The organism is Streptomyces shinuiensis, assembly GCF_043660855.1.
Classification (GTDB): Bacteria; Actinomycetota; Actinomycetes; order Streptomycetales; family Streptomycetaceae; genus Streptomyces.
In genome coordinates this window covers 1,582,700-1,599,308 of record NZ_JBIHML010000001.1, presented here as the reverse complement: position 1 = coordinate 1,599,308, position 16,609 = coordinate 1,582,700, and the positions used below count along the sequence as shown (strand labels likewise).

The 16,609-nt window shown below is 73.6% G+C and carries 9 protein-coding genes; 7 read left to right on the top strand and 2 right to left on the bottom strand.

Annotated elements, in window-relative coordinates; genetic code table 11:
* The first annotated feature begins 30 nt into the window (after window positions 1-30).
* Window positions 31-2,214: an ATP-binding protein gene (locus ACGRHY_RS06895; protein ID WP_394634513.1), complete on the top strand. Its 2,184-nt coding sequence runs from the start codon at window positions 31-33 to the stop codon at window positions 2,212-2,214.
* A gap of 198 nt (window positions 2,215-2,412) precedes the next feature.
* A complete protein-coding gene (locus tag ACGRHY_RS06890) occupies window positions 2,413-4,122 on the top strand; it encodes a PucR family transcriptional regulator (protein WP_394634512.1) in 1,710 nt (569 codons plus the stop codon).
* A 44-nt stretch (window positions 4,123-4,166) separates the two neighbouring features.
* On the opposite strand, the gene ACGRHY_RS06885 is transcribed toward ACGRHY_RS06890, so the two are convergent.
* Window positions 4,167-5,498 (bottom strand): M14 family metallopeptidase, encoded by a 1,332-nt coding sequence (locus ACGRHY_RS06885; RefSeq protein WP_394634511.1) that lies wholly within the window; start codon window positions 5,496-5,498, stop codon window positions 4,167-4,169.
* 256 nt (window positions 5,499-5,754) lie between these two features.
* Between ACGRHY_RS06885 and ACGRHY_RS06880 the strand changes: the two genes are divergently transcribed.
* Window positions 5,755-7,209, top strand: a complete 1,455-nt coding sequence (locus tag ACGRHY_RS06880; protein WP_394634510.1) for an aldehyde dehydrogenase family protein — start codon at window positions 5,755-5,757, stop codon at window positions 7,207-7,209.
* 85 nt (window positions 7,210-7,294) lie between these two features.
* On the opposite strand, the gene ACGRHY_RS06875 is transcribed toward ACGRHY_RS06880, so the two are convergent.
* Window positions 7,295-10,219: a glycoside hydrolase family 3 C-terminal domain-containing protein gene (locus ACGRHY_RS06875; protein WP_394634509.1), complete on the bottom strand. Its 2,925-nt coding sequence runs from the start codon at window positions 10,217-10,219 to the stop codon at window positions 7,295-7,297.
* Between the two features lie 366 nt (window positions 10,220-10,585).
* Between ACGRHY_RS06875 and ACGRHY_RS06870 the strand changes: the two genes are divergently transcribed.
* The 4 genes from ACGRHY_RS06870 to ACGRHY_RS06855 all read left to right on the top strand — a co-directional run bounded on the left by ACGRHY_RS06870 (window position 10,586) and on the right by ACGRHY_RS06855 (window position 16,561).
* On the top strand, window positions 10,586-12,253 hold the full coding sequence (locus ACGRHY_RS06870; protein WP_394634508.1) for an extracellular solute-binding protein: 1,668 nt from the start codon (window positions 10,586-10,588) through the stop codon (window positions 12,251-12,253).
* A 157-nt stretch (window positions 12,254-12,410) separates the two neighbouring features.
* Window positions 12,411-13,481, top strand: coding sequence for an ABC transporter permease (locus ACGRHY_RS06865; RefSeq protein WP_394637951.1), 1,071 nt, complete (start codon window positions 12,411-12,413; stop codon window positions 13,479-13,481).
* A 44-nt stretch (window positions 13,482-13,525) separates the two neighbouring features.
* Window positions 13,526-14,407 (top strand): carbohydrate ABC transporter permease, encoded by an 882-nt coding sequence (locus tag ACGRHY_RS06860; protein WP_394637950.1) that lies wholly within the window; start codon window positions 13,526-13,528, stop codon window positions 14,405-14,407.
* Window positions 14,408-14,500: 93 nt separating this feature from the next.
* Entirely contained in the window at window positions 14,501-16,561 is a 2,061-nt protein-coding gene (locus ACGRHY_RS06855; RefSeq protein WP_394634507.1) for a beta-galactosidase, read from the top strand.
* The last annotated feature ends 48 nt before the right edge of the window (window positions 16,562-16,609 follow it).

Sequence of the window (16,609 nt, the reverse complement as noted above, 5' to 3'; positions counted from 1 at the left end):
GGGCGTGCCGGACGAGGAGCTGGGCGGGGCATGGTGAACGGCGGGGCGCACGGGGCATGGGAGGCAGGAGATCCAGGGGACCCGCGCGGGGTGCGCGGCGGGCAGGGGGACCTGCCGGCGATACCGCTGACCCCGCCCGCGCCCCCGAAGCCGCGGCAGGCACCCGCGGCCGGGCCGCCCCTGGGCGAGTGGCTGCGCACCCCGCGCCCCGAGACGGGCCCCGGAATCTGGCGGTACGGGCACCGGCCCAGACCGCCGGAGGACCCCGACCGGCTGGACGACCGGCAACTGCTGGGCGGTGCGGCACTGGTGGTGCTCTGCGGGTTGCTGGTGTGGTCGCTGTGCTGGAACGGCTACATCGATTTCTGGGTGAAGCCGCTGGAATGGTTCACGCCCGACTCATGGCGTGAACGGGGTGCCGACCACAAGGCATTCGTCCGGGTTGCGAAGATCTACGAGTACCTGTTCACCGTCGTCTTCTTCTCGGCCGTCATCTGGATGGCCCGGGGCGGCGAGGTCTGGCGGCGTTACGTGCGCCCGCGGCTGCGCGGGCCGGAGGGAGCCGGACGGCCCGAGGGCCCGGCGGCCGCGCCCTCCGGTGGGCCCGCCGACCCGGCACTGTGGCCCCAGTTGCGGGCCGTGGGCGAGCACGCGGCCGCCGACCGGCTGACGGCCGAGATCCACGGCGGCCGGATGAACGACGTCGACTACGTCCGGATCGACCGCGCCTGGCAGGCGGTGCGGGCGCGGTACGAACGGCTGCCGGCCTTCACCGGGGCCGTGCTCGACCGGGGAGCCGGAGCCTTCGCCCACCCCTCCGGCGACCGCGACCTGCCCGTCCGGGCGGCCCGGCACGACCTGCTGACCGGGCAGGTGAGGCTGGGCGCCGTGCCCGACGAGGAGCGCAACCCGTACCCCTACCGGGGTGTCCGCCTCGCACTGGAGCCCGCGCTGCTGAGCACCTCGATGCTGGTGGTGGGGCCGTCGGCGGCGGGCAAGACCAGCCGGGTGGTGCGGCCGGTGGTGGAGTCCCTGGCCCTCCAGGCCCTCGCCGGGCGGGCCGCCGTGGTCGCCGTGGGCACGGCGGGCGCCGGGCTCGGCCCCGACGAGGCCTACGACGTGGTGATCCGGCTCGGCGACCCCGGCTGCGTTCACGACCTCGACCTCTACGGCGGCACCGGTGACCCGGACGAGGCCGCCGCCGTCCTGGCCGAGGCACTGGTCGGGGACGCACCCGGTGGTCCGGTGGGCCCCGGCGGTGCGGTCGGCTTCGGAGGGGAGGCCGACACCCGCCGCGCCGCCACCGCCCTCGCCCAGCTCATCGGCCCCCACCGGGCCGCCCACGGCCGCTTCCCGGCCGTGCCGGAGCTGCGCGAGCTGCTCGACGGGGTGCCCGTCGCGATCGCCGCGCTGCGCCAGGCGTGCGAGGCCGCCGGGGACGGCGCCGCCCTGCGCGAACTGGACGCCCGCGAGCGCCAGTCCGGGCGGGCCGGCGATCCGGGGCCGCTGCTCGCGGACCGGATCGCGCTGCTGGACCGGCCCGCGTTCGCCGGGTTCTTCGGCACCGGCGGCACCGCCCGCCCCTTCGCCATGCGCGATCTGGCGCACCCGCTGCGGGTGCGGATCGACCTGCCCGAACGCGGCCATGCCGAGGCGTCCCGGCTGCTGGCCCGGCTGCTGCTCGCCCAGTTCACCGCCTGTGCCCGTGACCGCGACGAGCGGTCCCTGTTCGCCTGTCTGGTGCTCGACGACGCCGCGCACACCCTCACCCCCGCCTCCGTACGCGCCGTCCAGCGGCTGCGGACCGCCAACGCGGGGGTGGTGCTGGCGCTGCGCAGCCTGGACGAGGTGCCCGAGCCGCTGCGGGCGGCGGCGGTGGGGGCGGTCGGCTGCCGGTTGGTGCTGTCGGGGGTGAGCACCTGGGACGGCGAGGTGTTCGCACAGGCGTGGGGCCGGGATTGGGTGAAGACCGAGGACGTCACCCACAACCCCGATTTCTCCGGCGGCACGCTCCGGCGTGCCCTGCGCGGGGTCCGGACCCTGTTCACGGGGGTGCGGGCGACCACCCGCTCGGTCACCGTGCGCACGGTCCAGCGCGATCGATGGTCCGCCTCCGACCTCGCGCACAAGGTGCCGCCGGGGCACGCGGTGGTGTCGCTGACCACCGTCCGGGGCGAGGCGAGCCCGCCGGTCCTCGCCCGGCTCGGGGAGTAGCCGGGGCGCGGCCGGGACGGGGCGGGCGCGGGACGGGTGGCAGGAGACACGGGGGCGTACGACGGCGCGTACGGCTGTACGGCCAGTAGCAGTGCGGCCTTATCCTTGCTACCGCACGGATAAAACCCGCCGCCCTCCTCTCCCGCCCGCCGGGCCGCCGGCAGGCGGTCGACCGCCGGAAAGGGCCCCAGGTCAGCCATGCCGATCACCCTCGCCTCGCTGGTCCAGCACTCCTCCCTCAAGCTCACCGTCCTCGCGGGCGAGGGGCGGCTGGACGCCCCGGTGCGCTGGGCGCACGTCAGCGAGCTGGCCGACCCGGTGCCGTATCTGGAGGGCGGGGAGCTGCTGCTGGTCACGGCGATGAAGCTCGATGTCCAGGACGCGGGGGCGATGCGCCGCTACGTCGCCCGGCTGGACGCCGCCGGTGTGGTCGGACTGGGCTTCGCGGCCGGGGTCGCCTACGACACGGTGCCCCCGGCGCTGCTGGACGCCGCCCGCGAGGCCGGCTTCCCGCTGCTGGAGGTGCCCCGGCGCACCCCGTTCCTGGCCATCGTCAAGGCCGTCTCGGCGGCAGGCGCCGCCGAGCAGTACCGCGCGGTCAAGGCCGGGTTCGAGGCCCAGCGGGAGATGACCCGCGCCGTGCTCTCCGCACGCGGCACATCCGGTCTGCTGTCGAAGCTGGCGGCCCATGTGGACGGCTGGGCCGCGCTCTACGACGTCTCCGGCGCGCTGGTCGCCGCCGCCCCGTCCTGGGCCTCACGCCGCGCCGCCGGGCTGACCGACGAGGTGCGGCGGCTGCGCGACCGCTCCGCCACCGCGAGCGCCGTGGTGGGCGGGGCCGGCGGCCGGGCGGGCGACCGGGTGGAGCTGCAGTCGATCGGTTCGGGGCGCCGGGTCAGGGCCGTGCTCGCGGTCGGCACCGGCGCCCCGCCCGGCACCGCCGAGCGTTACGCCGTCAACTCCGCCGTGGCCCTGCTGACCCTGACCACCGAGCGGTCCCGCGCCCTGCTGGAGGCCGAGCAGCGACTGGGCGCGGCGGTGCTGCGGATGCTGCTGGCGGGGGAGGCCGACCACGCCCGGGCGGTCGCCGGTTCGCTCTACGGCACACTGCTGGACGAGCCGCTGCGGGTGGTCGTGGCCGAGGGCGTGTCGGTGCGGCGCAAGGCGGCGGACGCCCGGGAGCCCGGCGCGGACGGGACCGTGGGCGGCGCTCCCAAAGAGGCGGGCGAGCCGGAGGGTGCCCTGCCCGCCGGGGTGGAGACGCTCGCCGAGAAGGCCGAGTCGGCCGCCGCCCGGGCGGGGGAGTCCGTTCTGCTGGTCCGGCACGACCGGCGGCTGGTGGGACTGGTGGCGGACGGCGGCGCCGCCGCGGCGGCCTGCGCGGACTTCGCGAGCCGGAGCGAGACGGCGGGCGGGGGCGGCGCAGTGGGCGCCGGCACGGAACACGGTGTGGTCGTCGGCGTGTCGGCGCCCGCCGGGCTCGCCTCCGTGGCCGCGGCGTTCAAACAGGCCGGGCAGGCGCTGTCCGTCGCCCGACGCCGCGGCCGGTCGCTGGTCGAGCACGAGGACGTGGCCTCCGGCTCGGTACTCCCGCTGCTGGCCGACGAGGCGGTGCGCGCCTTCGCCGACGGGATGCTGCGCGCGCTGTACGAGCACGACGCGCGCGGCCGCGGCGATCTGGTCGCCTCGCTGCACGCCTGGCTCTCCCGGCACGGGCAGTGGGACGCGGCCGCCGCCGACCTCGGCGTCCACCGGCACACCCTCCGCTACCGGATGCGGCGGGTCGAGGAGATCCTCGGCCGGTCGCTGGACGACCCGGACGTGCGGATGGAGCTGTGGCTGGCGCTCAAGGCGACGGCGACCGTGCCCCCGGTCCGGAGGGACCAGGGGCGGCCCCGGAAGGGCTGAGGCCCAAAGGACCGGACCCGCGGGGACCGGGTGCGGTCAGGGCGTCAGGAGCAGTACTGCTGCTCCTTGCCGATCGAGCGGTACATGCAGTCGGCGTTCTCCAGCAGCAGCAGGACGGCGTCCTCGTTGCGGCTGGTCTCCCGCTCGATCACCTCGTCGGGCGGGTAGAAGCCGTCCCGCCCGTTCGGGCCGGGGTACATCTCGAAGGTGTAGCTGAAGATGCGGTGCTCGGCCCACAGCCAGTCGTTGATCGTGCCGTCGGTGATGTACAGGTCGCTGGACTGCTGGGGGGTGTAGCCGTTGGACGCGGCCATCGCCCTGCCGACGGTGGCGAAGGCGTTCCGGTCGTCCTGGGTGAGCCCCGGAGCGGTGTCGCTGTAGGTGTAGCCGTAGGGCCACAGCACCAGTTCGCTGTAGGTGTGGAAGTCGATGTGCGCCTTGATCTGCTGCTCTCCGCCCACGACGCGGCTGTGGACGAAATCGGCGACCACCTGCACCTCCGGCGCGGACCCGGCGGACGGGCCGCGGTAGGTGGAGCTGTAGGGGCTGGAGGAGGAGCCGCCGCAGCAGCCCCACTTGTAGTACCAGTTGCGGTTGAGGTCGGTGCCGACGTACCAGGAGCCGGAGTTGGGCTGGCGGTTCTTGCGCCAGCTCCGGTAGCTGCCCGAGGCGATGTCGTACTCGCCGCCGTCGGGGTTGACGTCGGCGATCACCCACAGCTCGCGGCTGTCGACCATGCGGGTGATGCGGGAGTCGCTGCCGTACCGCTCGCCGAACTCGCGGATCACGTACAGCGCCATCTCCACGGTGAGGTGCTCGCGGGCGTGCAGGTGGTGGGTGAACAGCACCTCCGGCTCGCTCTCGTCGGCGGAGACGTTGTCGCTGATCTTGACGGCGACGATGTCCCGGCCCTGGTAGGTCTTGCCGATGACCTTCTTGGCCATGATGTCCGGGTGCTCCTGCACATACCCGTCGATGGCCGCCATGGTCTCGGCGTAGTTGTGGTAGCCGGAGTCACTGGGCGGGAAGTCGAGGGTGTTCACCCCGTCGCTTGCGGCGCCCCGCTGAGGGGGAGCGGGCAGGGCGGTGAGTCGGTGGCCGGCCTTCCGCAGCTTCTCGGCCTGCGCGGCGTCGGCGGTGACCACCACCGAGTGCTCGCGCACCGCGTCGATGGCCGTACCCGTACGGGCGATGGCCGTGCGCTGTTCGACGCCGGTGATCCCGGCGATCTCGTACTGCCGCTCGCCGGCGGGGGCGGCCCGCCGGCCGTCGTCGGGAGGGGCGGCGGTGGCCTGTGCCCCGAGCGGAACGGCCAGTGCGAGGGTGAGGAGGAGGGCGGCGGTGAGGGTCCGCCGCCCGTGAGGACGTCTACGCATCGCGTCTCCTGGGGTGTCCAGTTCGACGGGTGGGGGTGGTGCGTTCCGTGCCGTGTCATGGTCGCGGCAAAGTGGTCGGCGGGCAACCGGGCCCTTTCCGACAAAGCGGTGCGCGGAACAACCCGAGTGATACGTGCCGGACAAGAGTCCCGTACGGCTCCGGCCCCTACGGTGGTGGCAGGAGCCGGCCGCGCAGCAGCCGGGCCCCGACCACCACCTCCACCGCTCCACCACTTCGGAAGGGCCGGGATACGCAGTGACCACAGCGACCTCCCCACACGCGTTCTGGCTCGCCGGCCGCGAGGCGACCGGCGACGAGACCTTCGAGGTCACCTCGCCCTGGGACGGACGGAGCGTCGGCACCGTCAGCGTCCCCACCGAGGCCCAGGTCGAGCAGGCCGTGGCCGCCGCGGCCGAGGTGGCCGCCGAGTTCGCGGCCACCCCCGCGCATGTGCGCGCCGCCGCCCTGGACCACGTCCACCGGCGGCTCGCCGAGCGTGCCGAGGAGGTCGCGAAGCTGATCTCCGCCGAGAACGGCAAGCCCGTGAAGTGGGCCCGCGGCGAGGTCGGCCGCTGCGTGTCGGTCTTCCGCTGGGCCGCCGAGGAGGCCCGCCGCTTCAACGGAGGCACCGCGCAGCGGCTGGACACCGACGCGGGCGGGACCGGCCGCCTCGCCCTGACCCGGCGCTTCCCGCGCGGACCGGTGCTGGGCATCGCGCCGTTCAACTTCCCCCTCAACCTGTGCGCCCACAAGGTCGCCCCGGCCATCGCGGTCGGCACGCCGATCATCCTCAAGCCCGCCCCGGCCACCCCGCTGTCCGGACTGCTCATCGGTGAGCTGCTGGCCGAGACGGACCTGCCGGCCGGCTCCTGGTCGGTGCTCCCCGTCCCCAACGACCGAATGCCCTCCCTGGTGGCCGACGAGCGCCTTCCGGTCATCTCCTTCACCGGCTCCGGCCCCGTGGGCTGGTCCATCCTGGACACCGTGCCCCGCAAGCGCGTCACGCTGGAGCTGGGCGGGAACGGCGCGGCCGTCGTACTGGCCGACTACTCCTCCGACGCCGACCTGGACCGGGCCGCGCAGCGCATCGCGACCTTCTCCAACTACCAGGGCGGCCAGTCCTGCATCTCCGTCCAGCGCGTCGTCGCCGACGCCTCGGTCCACGACCGGCTGGTACCCAGGGTGGTCGAGGCCGTCGAGGCGCTGGCCACCGGCGACCCGTCCGACGACGCCACCGACGTCGGCCCGCTGATCAGCGAGGACGCCGCGAAGCGGGTGGAGTCCTGGGTGGACGAGGCGGTCGCGGCCGGTGCGAAGCTGCTGACCGGCGGCAAGCGCGACGGAGCCACATACGCCCCCACCGTCCTCGCGGACGTGCCCGCCGACGCCGCGGTCTCCTGCGAGGAGGTCTTCGGCCCCGTGCTCACGCTGACCTCGGTCGACGGCGAGGAGGCCGCCTTCGCCGCGGTCAACGACTCCAGGTACGGCCTGCAGGCGGGGGTGTTCACCCACGACGTGCAGGCGGCCTTCCGGGCCCACCGCGCTCTGGAGGTCGGCGGGGTGGTCATCGGCGACGTGCCCTCCTACCGCGCCGACCAGATGCCCTACGGCGGTACCAAGGAGTCCGGCGTCGGGCGTGAGGGCGTGCTGTTCGCCATGGAGGACTACACCTACGAGCGGGTGATGGTCCTCACCGGCCTGGACCTGTAGTCCCCTCGCCACGCCCGGCCGCCGGGCAGCCGCCGCGGCCCGGCCCCGGAAGGAGGACCGGACCGCGGCGCGGGCCCGCCCGTCGTCAGGTGGCTTCGGCGGAAGAGGGACCGCCGAAGCCCAGACGGGCCAGTCTGAGGGAGCCGTGCAGGGTGACGCGCAGATCGCGCACGCCCGAGGGCGGACCTTCCAGGGCGGCCCGCACGGTGGTGTACGCGTAGCGGTCGCCGCTGCGGGGGACGCTGAGACGGGCCAGAACGCGGCCCTGACCGTCCTCGCCGTCCTCGCCGTCGCCGTCCAGACGCAGGACGATCTCCGCCTCGCCCGGCTCGGCGCGCGCGGCCTCCACCGTCACGGAACCGGCACCGGTTCCGAAGTCGCAGTCGTGGAAGACCAGTTCGGCCGCCCCCGGGCCGACCGGGGCGACCGCGTCACCGCGCTCCCGGCTCAGGTCCACCAGCTCGGTGCCGCTCTGCTCGTCGTAGTCGGCGGCCCGGATGCCCGCCACCGGACGCGGGGCGCGGGGCTCGCCGTCGACGCGGAAGACCGCGCTGCGGCGGATGTCGGCGCTGGAGGCGCCGATGTCGGCGGCGTAGGAGCCCGGGGCCACCCGCCACCGGCCGTGGGCCACGTCCCAGAAGCCCAGGGCCCGGGAGACCGGGACGGTGAACTCCACCTCCCGCGACGCGCCCGGGCCCAGCCGGATCCGGCGGTGGGCCGCCAGCGCGCGGTGCGGGCGGGGCAGTCGGCACCCGGCCGTGTCGACGGCACGTACGTAGAGCTGGACCACCTCGTCGCCCGCCACCGCACCGGTGTTGGTCACCGCGCAGCGCACGGTCAGTGCCTCGCCGTCGCAGGAGACCTCCGGCTCGTCGTAGCCGAAGGAGGTGTACGACAGGCCGTGGCCGAACGGGTAGAGCGGCGTACCGTCGAAGTACAGGTAGGTGGTGCGCGAGCCGATGATGTCGTAGTCCAGCAGACCGGGCAGATCGGCGTCGCCGGCGTACCAGGTCTGCGGCAGCCGCCCGCCCGGTGAGACGTCACCGGCCAGCACCGCTGCCAGGGCCTGCCCGGCCGCCTGCCCGCCGTGGGCGGTCCACAGCAGGGCGGGCAGCGCCTCGTCCGCGTCGCCGATCGCGTACGGGTAGGCCGAGGTGAGCACCAGTGCGGTACGCGGGTTGGCGGCGCGGGCCGCCCGCCACAGCCGGTCCTGCTGCGGTGGAAGGGCGAGGGTGGTGCGGTCCTCGGTCTCGCGCCCGCCGATGTGCGGGTCGTTGCCCGCAACGACGACCACCACGTCGGCCTCCCGCGCGGCGGCCCGCACCTCGCCCTCGCCGCGCAGGACCGTCTCGACGTCGAAGACCGCCCCCGCCGCGCCCTCGGCGGCAACCCGGACGCCGTCGGCGGCGACCTCCACGTACCGGCCCGTTCCCCGGTGCCTGAGGAGGTGTCCGCCGTCGTGGGGCTCCAGCTCGAAGGTCTCCTGGACCACCCAGCCGCCCGGCTGTTCGGCCGAGGCGCGTACGAAGCCGTCGTCGGCGACCGACAGATAGCGGCCGCGGCCCGCGCGCAGCGTCAGCACCCCGCCGCCCCAGTCGACCAGCGCGAACTCCTCCCCGGCATCGGCGCTCACCGTCAGCGGCGGCAGATCGGTGCGGCCTCGCAGCAGCGCCGGGTCCAGCGCGCCCCCGGCCGCCGGGCCGCCCGCGCCCTCACCTTCCGCGTCCGCACCGCCGGGACCGGCCTCGGGCACGGCCAGCCATCCGCCCGGGCAGCGCAGCAGCACCCGGTCGGCGCCCTCGGCGTACACCACCCGGTCCGCCCCGAACCGCGCCCGCAGTCCGTCCAGCGGGGTGGAGCGGCGCAGCAGCGTGCCGCTGTACCAGTCGAGCTTGCACTCGTCGGCCAGCAGCCCGACGACCGCGACCCGTACCCCGTCCGCCAGCGGCAGCAGACCGTCGTTGCGCAGCAGGACGACCGCCTGCTCGGCGGCCTCGCGCGCCAGTTCCCGGTGCCCGGGGGTGTCGAAGGCGGCGTCCCCGTCGAACGGTTCGGGGTCGAACTCGCCCAGCGAGCACCGCATCGCCAGCAGCCGCAGCACCGCCGCGTCCACGTGCTCCTGCCCGATCAGCCCGCGTTCCAGCGCGCCGCGCACCCGGGAGATGATCACCGAGGAGTCCTCGCCGTGGTCGGTGAAGCTGTCCACCCCGGCGCGCAGGGCGGCGGCGGTGGCCTCCTCGTGGGTGTCGAGGTAGCCCTGGGAGTCGGCCAGGTTGCTGGGCGCGCCGGCGTCCGAGCACACCACCGGATCGTGGCCGCACCAGGTGCGCAACTGCTCGGCCAGCAGCGGAGAGAGGTGGTTGGGGCGGCCGTTGACCAGGTTGTACGCGGGCATCACCCCGGCCACCGTGCCCGCCTCGACAGGGCCGCGGAAGGCCGGCAGCTCGTACTCGTGCAGCACGCGCGGGCGCACCGAGGCCGAGGAGGTGTCGCGGTCGGTCTCGTTGTTGTGCGCCAGCCAGTGCTTGAGCACCGGGGCGGTGCGCAGACGGGTGGGGTGGTCGCCGCGCAGGCCGCGGGTGTAGGCGGTGGCGATCGCGGCGGTCAGACGCGGGTCCTCGGAGTAGCCCTCCTCGTTCCGGCCCCACAGCGGATGGCGCAGCAGGTTGACCGTGGGCGACCAGACGTTCAGCCCGACGCGCGGGTCGCGGGCCCGCATCGCGCGTACCTCCCGCCCGACGGCCTCGCCCACCCTCCGTACCAGCTCGTCGTTCCAGGTCGCCCCGAGCCCCACGGCCTGGGGGAAGACGGTGGCCGGGCCCATCCAGGCCACGCCGTGCAGCGCCTCCTGGCCGGTGCGGAAGGCGGCGACGCCCAGACGCTCCACGGCCGGGGCGAACTGGTGCAGCATCGCGACGCGCTCGTCGGGCGTGAGCCGCGCCAGCAGGTCGGCGGCGCGCTCACGGGCCGGCAGCGCCGGGTCGCGGAAGGGCGGCTGGTCGGTGCTCACGTGCGGAAGGTCTCCTCCGGGAGATGGGCGGCTGCCACCGCGCGGTGGTGCGCGCGGTGGTACGTGCTGCGGTGCTTGGTGTGGTGCGGCAGCATGCATTCGAAGCGCTTCGATGCTGGGGTGGCAGCGGGGTGGGTGTCAAGGAGTTGAACGCAAGACAGCCGCCCGTGCCCGTGAACTACCTGTATCCGGGCCACTTCCGGCGCCTCGATGTTTCTTTGCCCCGACCCTTGCGCGGTATGACCCTCGCACTTAATCTCGGCGCAACATCGAAGCGCTTCGACCGACCTGCCCGACCGGCGGGGCCGCACGCCGTCCGTCCGTCCCGTCCGTCCCGCCGATGCGCCGCCACGAAGGGTTGCCGCCATGTCCCAGACCACCAGCCCCAGCCGGAGAACCTTCCTGGCCTCGACGGCCGTCGCCGCCGCGGCGGTGGGCGGCGTACCGCTGCTGTCGGCGTGCTCCTCCGAGGGCGGCGGCAACCGGAACGAGGGCACGACGACGAAGAAGGACGCGGCGAAGATCCTCCCGGCGTACGTCGCCTCGAAGGTCGTCGAGCCCGACATCCCCAGCGAGAACGGGTCGCGCCCCGGCTTCACCGGCAAGGCCGAGCCGTACGACGCGCTGCCCGCCTCCGTCCCCGAGAAGATGGGCGGGGGCGGCGAGGTCGCCATCATGAGCCCGCTGTGGGGCACCCCGCCCGAGAAGGACTGCGCCTACTACCGGGCCGTCGACAAGGCCATCGGCGTGAAGGTCGACTGGCGGACCCAGGACGGCAACACCTACGGCGAGAAGCTCGGCGCCGTCCTCGCCTCCAGCGGCATCCCCGACATGGTGGTGATCCCCAGCTGGGAGATGCAGGGCAAGATCCCCAGCGCCATCGGCAGCCGCTTCGCCGATCTCGGACCGTACCTGTCGGGGGACAAGGTCAAGGACTACCCCAACCTCGCCGCGATCCCCACCGCCGCCTGGCAGATGTCCATCTTCGGCGGGAAGCTGAGGGGTCTGCCGATCCCCGCCGGCGCGGTCGACATCATCATCCCCTACTACCGCCAGGACGTTTTCGAGGACAAGGGCTGGCAGGTGCCCACCAGCCCGCAGGAGTTCATGGACCTCGCCAAGGAGATCACCGCGCCCAAATCCAAGGTGTGGGCGTGTGAGGACATGAAGTGGACGGCGTTCAACGTCTTCGGCGTGCTGCCGGACAAGCCGTACTGCTGGGAGCGGCAGGGCGAGAAGCTCGTCCACCGCATCGAGACGGACAACTACCTCGAGGCGCTGGAGTGGACCCGCAAGCTCTACACCGCGGGCGTCGTCCACCCCGACGCCAAGACCGGCCGGGGCGACGCCGGCACCCGCTTCACCGCCGGCCAGTCGATGATCATGAACGACGGCAATGCCAAGTGGTACGGCTGGACCTTCGAGCAGAGCGAGCAGAACCCGGATTTCCGCGTCCAGGGCATGGATGTCTTCGGCCACGACGGCGGCGACCCGCAACTCTACTTCGCCAACCCGGCCGGCATCTGGGCCTTCATCAACCGCAAGGCGTCCAAGGAGACGGTCCAGGAATGCCTGGCCATCGCCAACTTCGCCGCCGCCCCCTACGGGACGAGGGAGAACCGCCTGGTCAGGTACGGAGTGGAGGGCACCCACCACACGCTGAAGGACGGCGTGCCCACCAAGACGGGGCAGGGCGTCACCGAAGTCCAGGACACCTACTTCTTCACCGCCAGCGCCGAGGCCGTCGCCGCCTTCCCCGACCACCCCCGGGTGGTGCGGGACTGGTGCGGCTGGCAGCAGCGGATGGGCGCTTTCATGAAGAAGCCGCTGCTGTACGGGATGCAGGTCCGCGAGCCCAACCGCTGGGCCAACCTGGGCGACCAGTTCGAGGACCTGGAGAACGACGTGGTACGCGGCCGCAAGAAGGTCTCCGACGTGCAGAAGGCCGTCGAGGACTGGCGCAGGGCCGGCGGCGACGACCTGCGCGACTGGTACCGGAAGCTGATCGAGGACGCCGGCGAGTACGCCGCCTGACGCACCCGCGCACACAGGCCCCCGACCCGGTGGTACGGCGTCCACCGCGGCGCGCCGCATCACCGGCCGGGGCCGGAACGACGCTGACGAGGAGAGTCCCGTGTCCCACAGCACGGCCCCCGGCGAGGCACCGGCCGGCGGCACCGGCCCCACCGGGATGGCCCCGGCGCCGCACCTGGCCCCGGCCGCCCCGGCCGCCCCGGCCGGCTCGCCGACCGCGGACGGGGAACCGCCACGCGGACGCGGTGGCGGCGGAGGCGGCGGCCGCGGGAAGGCCAAGGCCTCCCCACCACCCGGCGGTATCACCCGGCGGCACCGGCTGCGCCGCGACCGCGCCCTGGTCCTGATGACGCTGCCCGCCCTGCTGCTGGTCCTGGTCTTCGCCTACGTACCGCTGCTGGGCAACGCCGTCGCCTTCAAGGAGTTCGACCCCTACCTCGGCGACTCCTTCACCGAGTCCTTCACCCTCAGCCCGTGGACCGGCGGCGAGAACTTCCAGCGGATGTGGGAGGACCCCTACTTCTGGTCGGCGGTCGAGAACACCCTGCTGATCTTCCTCATCCAGCTGGTGTTCTTCTTCCCCGTCCCCGTCCTGCTGGCCCTGCTGATCAACAGCGTCATCAGTCCCCGGGTGCGCGCCTGGGCGCAGGGCGTGCTCTACCTGCCGCACTTCTTCTCCTGGGTGCTGGTCATCACCGTCTTCCAGCAGATCCTCGGCGGCGCCGGGATCATCGCCCAGAGCATGCGCGAGAACGGCTGGGGCGACGGCTTCGACCTGATGACCGACCCCGGCTTCTTCAAGTTCCTGATCACCTTCCAGGCCATCTGGAAGGACGCGGGCTGGGGCATCATCGTCTTCCTCGCCGCGCTGGCCGCCGTCAACCACGAGCTGTACGAGGCCGCCGCCGCGGACGGGGCGGGCCGGTGGCGGCGGATGTGGCACATCACCCTGCCCGCGCTGCGCCCGGTGATCGCCCTGCTGCTGGTGCTGCGCGTCGGCGACGCCCTCACCGTCGGCTTCGAGCAGATACTCCTGCAGCGCACGGCGGTGGGCACCGGAGCGGCCGAGGTGCTGGACACCTACGTGTGGAACGTCGGCCTGGAGAACGGCGACTTCGGCTACGCGGCGGCCGTCGGCGTCGTCAAGGGCGTCTTCGGCCTCTGCCTGGTGCTGGCCGCCAACAAGACCGCCCATCTGCTGGGCGAGCAGGGGGTGTACAAGAAGTGAGCGTGCTGACCGAGGACCACGGGACAGAGGGCGCCGGAGCCCGGATGCGCCCCGCCTGGGAGGAGTCGCCCAGCGGTGTCGGCACCGCCGCCAAGGGCGCGGTACTGGCCGTCGCCTGCCTGGCGATCCTCTTTCCGCTGTGGATCGTGATCGTCACCAGCCTGTCGTCGGCCGAGACCATCCGCCAGGCCGGCGGCCTGGTGATCGTGCCCGACGGCATCACCTTCGAGGCCTACCGGGAGCTGCTCTCCGGCGGCCAGGTCACCCGGGCCGCCGTCATCAGCGTCTGCGTCACCGTCGCCGGCACGCTGTTCAGCATGACCGTCTCGGTGCTGTGCGCCTACGGCCTGTCCCGCCCGGGCTCCTTCGGGCACCGGCCGATGCTGATGACGCTGCTGGCGACGATGTTCTTCGGCGCCGGACTGATCCCCACCTATCTGCTGGTCCAGTCCCTCGGACTGATCGACACCCATGCCTCGCTGATCCTGCCCAGCGCGGTGAGCGTGTTCAACGTCCTGGTGCTGCGGGCGTTCTTCATGAACACCGCACCGGAGCTGATCGACAGCGCCCGCATCGACGGCGCCGGTGAGTTCCGCATCCTGTGGCAGATCGTGATGCCGCTGTCGAAACCGGTGCTGGCGGTGATCTCGCTGTTCTACGCGGTGGGCTACTGGAGCGCCTGGTTCAACGCCTCCATCTACCTCAACGACCAGACCAAGATGCCGCTTCAGGTGGTTCTCAACCAGATCGTCCTCAAGGGCGAGCGGCCCGCGGGCATGTCCCAGATCATCAACACCGGCCAGATCCACAGCCTCTCGGTGCAGATGGCCGTGATGGTGCTGGCCCTGGTGCCGGTCGCCGTGCTCTCGCCCTTCGTCCAGAAGCACTTCAAGAAGGGCATGCTCATCGGCGCGGTCAAGGGCTGACCGCCGGACCGCCGCAACCACCGCCGCCACCGGACCGACCCGACCGCCGCCACAGCACACGGGCGACCGCGGCGCCCGCCACGGAGGCATCCTGTGACACCCTCACCCAGGCCCACCCTCGCCGACGTCACCCGCGGCCGGATCCTCTACGGCGGCGACTACAACCCCGAGCAGTGGCCCGAGTCCGTCTGGTACGAGGACATGGCGCTGATGCGCGAGGCGGGCGTCAGCCTCGTCACCGTCGGCGTCTTCTCCTGGGCACGGCTCGAACCCCGCCCGGGGGAACGCGACTTCGGCTGGCTCGACCGCGTCCTTGACCTGCTCCACGCGGGCGGGATCGGCGTCTGCCTGGCCACCCCCACCGCTTCCCCGCCCCCCTGGATGGGCGTCCGCCACGCCGAGACCCTGCCGCGCGACGAGACGGGCGCGGTGGTCTGGTACGGCTCGCGCAACCACTTCTGCGCCTCCTCGCCCGTCTACCGCGACCACGCCCTGCGTATCACCGCCGACCTCGCCGACCGCTACGGCGGCCACCCCGCCCTGCGGCTGTGGCACGTGAACAACGAGTACGGCACCGCCTGCTGGTGCGATGCCACCGCCGCCCACTTCCGCCGCTGGCTGCGTGCCCGCCACGGAAGCCTGGACGCGCTCAACGAGGCCTGGGGCACGGCCTTCTGGAGCCAGCGCTACGGCGACTGGGAGGAGATCATCCCGCCGCGCCGCGCCCAGTACATGGTCAACCCCGCCCAGGAACTGGACTTCCGCCGCTTCACCAGCGACGCTCTGCTGGAGTGCTTCACCGCCGAACGCGACGCCCTGGTGGAGCGCACCCCGCACATCCCCGTCACCACCAACTTCATGCCGCTCTTCGTCGGCCAGGACGGCTGGACGTGGGCGAAGCGCGAGGACGTCGTCTCCGTCGACCTCTACCCCGATCCCGCCGACCCGGACGGGGACGACGGCGCGGCATGGGGAGCGCTGGTGCAGGACCTCACCCGCTCCCAGGCACGCGGCCCCTGGCTGCTGATGGAACAGGCCGCCGGCCCGGTCAACTGGCGCGGCGTCAACCACCCCAGGCCCGAGGGCCTGACACGGCTGTGGTCACTGCAGGCCGTGGCGCGCGGCGCGGACGGGATCTGCTTCTTCCAGTGGCGCCAGTCGCGGCAGGGCAGCGAGAAGTTCCACTCCGGGATGGTCTCCCACGCCGGACCGCGCGGCCGCACCTTCCACCAGGTGCGCGAACTGGGCGCGGACCTGGGACGCCTGGGCGCGGTCACCGGCTCGCCCGTGACCGCGCGGGCGGCCGTACTGCACGACTGGAACGCCTGGTGGGCCACCCTGTCCGCCGGCCGCCCCTCCAGCCTCCTCACCTACGAGCGGCCGCTGCGCGCCTGGCACCGAGCCCTGTGGGAGTCCCATCTGACCTGCGACTTCGCCCACCCCGAGAGCGATCTGGACGGCTACGCCCTGGTCGCCGTCCCCCATCTGTACCTGCTCACCGACGCGGCCCTGGACAACCTCCTCTCCTACGTGCGTGGCGGCGGCACCCTGGTGTGCGGCTTCTTCACCGGCGTCGCCGACACCGACGACCGGGTGCGCGAGGGCGGTGTGGACGCCCGGCTGCGCGAGGTGCTGGGCATCGGCACCGTGCACGAGTGGTGGCCGCTGGACGAGGGCGAGGTCCAGCCGCTCGCCCCCTGCGGCACCCTCCTCGGCGCGGACGCCGCCGGGGAGGACGCCACCGGGCCCGTCGGCACCCTGTGGCGCGAGGACTTCGAGACCCTGCCCGGCGCCGAGACCGTCGCCGCCTACCGCGGCGGCGAACTCGACGGCCGTCCCGCGATCACCCGCCACCCCTTCGGCGACGGCACCGCCTGGTACCTGTCCACCCTCCCCGGTCCCGCCGCGCTGCGCGCCCTGCTGTCCCGCGCGGCCGGCGAGGCCGGGCTGCGGCCTCCGCTTCCCGGACTGCCCACGGGAGTGGAGACCGTACGCCGCGGCGCCCGGCTGTTCCTCCTCAACCACCGGCGCGAGCCGGCCACCGTCCCCCTGCCCGCCCCGGCGACCGACGAGCTCACCGGGCGGCGGCACGAGCACGCGATCACGCTCGGCCGCCACGGCGCCGCCGTCCTGTGCGAGGAGCCGCCCGCATAGGGCGGCGGGCACGCCCCGCACACAGGGGGAACGGCGGCGGCGCCGGCG